Annotated in this window: 3 protein-coding genes; 2 read left to right on the top strand and 1 reads right to left on the bottom strand. The window is 74.6% G+C overall.

Annotated features, from left to right (window positions below):
* Positions 1 to 744: ROK family protein (locus PLL68_RS04035; RefSeq protein WP_324531872.1), on the top strand; the 744-nt coding region annotated here is incomplete at its 5' end.
* Here PLL68_RS04035 and PLL68_RS04040 read toward each other — a convergent pair.
* Positions 731 to 1,684, bottom strand: a complete 954-nt coding sequence (locus PLL68_RS04040) for an FAD-dependent oxidoreductase (RefSeq protein WP_324531874.1) — start codon at positions 1,682 to 1,684, stop codon at positions 731 to 733. The genes PLL68_RS04035 and PLL68_RS04040 overlap by 14 nt on opposite strands.
* Positions 1,685 to 1,741: 57 nt before the next feature.
* Here PLL68_RS04040 and PLL68_RS04045 point away from each other — a divergent pair, with 57 nt between their 5' ends.
* Positions 1,742 to 2,578, top strand: coding sequence for a uracil-DNA glycosylase (locus tag PLL68_RS04045; protein WP_324531876.1), 837 nt, complete (start codon positions 1,742 to 1,744; stop codon positions 2,576 to 2,578).
* The last annotated feature ends 22 nt before the right edge of the window (positions 2,579 to 2,600 follow it).

The raw sequence follows: 2,600 nt of genomic DNA on the forward strand, positions 1-2,600 counted from the left end.
CACGAGATCCGCTCGATGTCGATCATGTCCGACTGGGTCGGGGTCAACCCCCAGCAGGAACTCGCGCGCCGCCTCGGCTGGCGGGTCGTCGTCGCCAACGACGCCGACATGGGCGCTCAGGGCGAGCTGCGTTTCGGCGCCGCGCGCGGCATCCGCGACCTCGTCTACGTCAAGCTCGGCGACGGGGTCGGGGCCAGCCTCGTCCTCCAGGGTGTGCCCTACCCGGGGGCCGACGGCCTGGCCGGCGAGGTCGGTCACACCCAGGTCTCGGACCAGGGCGACTGGTGCCGCTGCGGCAACCGTGGCTGCCTCGAGACCGTCGCGTCGACGGCCTTCCTGCGCACCCTCATGGCCGACGCAGGCCTGAGCCCCCGCGCCGACGCGTACCCCCTGCGCGATGCCGCCGAGCACCCCGCCGTCGCGCGCTTCGTCGAGGAGACCGGCCGCACCGTGGGCCGGGTGCTCGCCGACCTGTGCAACTGGCTCAACCCGCGCGGCGTGATCCTCGGGGGTGAGCTGAGCACCGTGGGCGCACCCCTGGCCGACGGCGTGCGCGAGTCGATCCGCCGCTACGCGCAGCCAGCGAGTGCCCAGGCCGTCGAGGTCCGCACGGCCGAGCTGGGTCGCCGCTCCGAGCTGCTGGGAGCGGTTGCCGTGGCCTGCCGCGAACTCGGCTACGAACCGTGGGCGAAGCCGCTGCCGCCCATCGCCCTGGACGCCGCGCGCCGGGTCACGGCCGGCTGAGACCCGCCGCCTCGCCGACGAGCCGGACGACCTCCTCGGCACACCCCCACGACAGGGTGACCCCGGCCCCGCCGTGACCGTGGTTGGTCACCACCACCCGCCCCCCGATGTCGGATGCCGTGAGCGACACCTCGGGCGCGACCGGGCGCAACCCCACGCGAGGTCCGATCACCCGGGCCGTCGCGAGCGCGGGGACGGCGTCACGAACCCGTCGCACGATCGCGTCATGAACCTGCGGGTCGGGTTGGGTGTCCCACGAACCGCTGACGTCCGTTCCCCCGCACACGACCCACCCGGGGTGCGGCAACACGTAGAGCAGCCCGTCCGGATGGTCGTCATCGACCAGCCAGCGCGTCAGCCCGGGGTTCTCCAACAGGGCGACCTGACCACGCGACGGCATCCCCGCGTCGTCGTCCACCAGAGCTCCCGACCGCAGCCCGGCGGCGACGACGACCACGTCACCCTCGAGGCCGTCGAGGGTGCTCACGTGGGCCTGCTCGAACGCGACCCCGGCGTCGCGACACTGCATCTCGAGCCACGGCAGGAACACGGGCATCGTCACGAGCGGAACGGTCGCGACCACTCCCCCGGTGGCGCCCTCCGGCAGCTCAGCACCCGACGCGTCGCGCCACGACGGCACGCTCTGCGTCCACCACCGATCCGCCGGCCCTCGCTCCACGAGCAGCCCCTCGCTCATCACCACGCCGGATGCCGGATCGCCCGACAGGTCGGCGAACCTGGCAAGGGCCACGGCACCCCAGGCGACCACGCGGTCCCGCGGCTCGACGTGGTAAGGGAACCACAGCCCTCCGGCGACCGCTGACACCGTCTCGGCAACCGGCTGGTCGCGCACGCAGCGCACCTCGTGCCCGGCGCGCGCGAGCTCGAGGGCCGAGGTCAGGCCCACGACACCTCCACCGACGACCGTCACCTCTGCCATGGGGTGATCCTCGCGCATCGGTTCCGTCGCGGCGCCCTCGGTGTCAGGGTGGAGCCCATGGACGAGCAGGCACCCCACCCGGTGACCGGGCAGCTCTTCGCCAGCCCGGTGCCACCCGGCAGGGGCTGGCCGGGCGATCCGGCGACGGCCGCCACCCCGGTCGCCCGCACCGCCGCCGCGGTGAGGCGACTCGCCGCGGGAGCGGGCGGCATCCCCGATCTCCAGGCGCGGGTCTCGGTGTGTCGGGCCTGCCCCCGACTCGTGAACTGGCGTGAGGACGTAGCCCGCACCGGCCGGCGGGCGTCGTTCGCCGACCAGCCGTACTGGGGGCGGCCCGGCCCGTCGTTCGGCGACCCGGGGGCCGACGTGCTGCTCGTCGGGCTCGCACCGGCGGCCAACGGCACCAACCGCACCGGACGGATGTTCACCGGCGACTCCTCCGGTGACGTGCTGTGGGCCGCGTTGCACCGCACGGGGTTCGCTGCGCTGCCGACCTCGGTCGGTGCCGGGGACGGGCAGGCACTCACCGGCATCCGGATCGTCGCGGCCGTGCGCTGCGCCCCGCCGGCCAACAAGCCGACCCCCGCCGAGCGGGCCACGTGCTCGGCCTGGCTCGAACGCGACCTCGAGCTCACGGCGGCCTCGGGGCTGCGGGCGATCATGTGCCTCGGGGCGATCGGCTGGGACGCCACCCTCGGCGCGGCCCGGGCGCTCGGGTGGGAGGTGCCGCGTCCGAAGCCGCGGTTCGGGCACGCGGCGGAGGCCACCCTGTGGACGCCGCAGGGGCGGCCGATCCGGCTCGTCGGGTGCTACCACGTGAGCCCGCACAACACGTACACCGGGCGGCTGACGCCGCAGATGCTGGATGCCGTGCTGCTCTCGTTGCGCTCCTGACGGGCCTCTGCCCCTTCGACGG

Source organism: Ornithinibacter sp. (assembly GCF_035443565.1).
In the GTDB taxonomy this organism is placed as follows: Bacteria; Actinomycetota; Actinomycetes; order Actinomycetales; family Dermatophilaceae; genus Fodinibacter.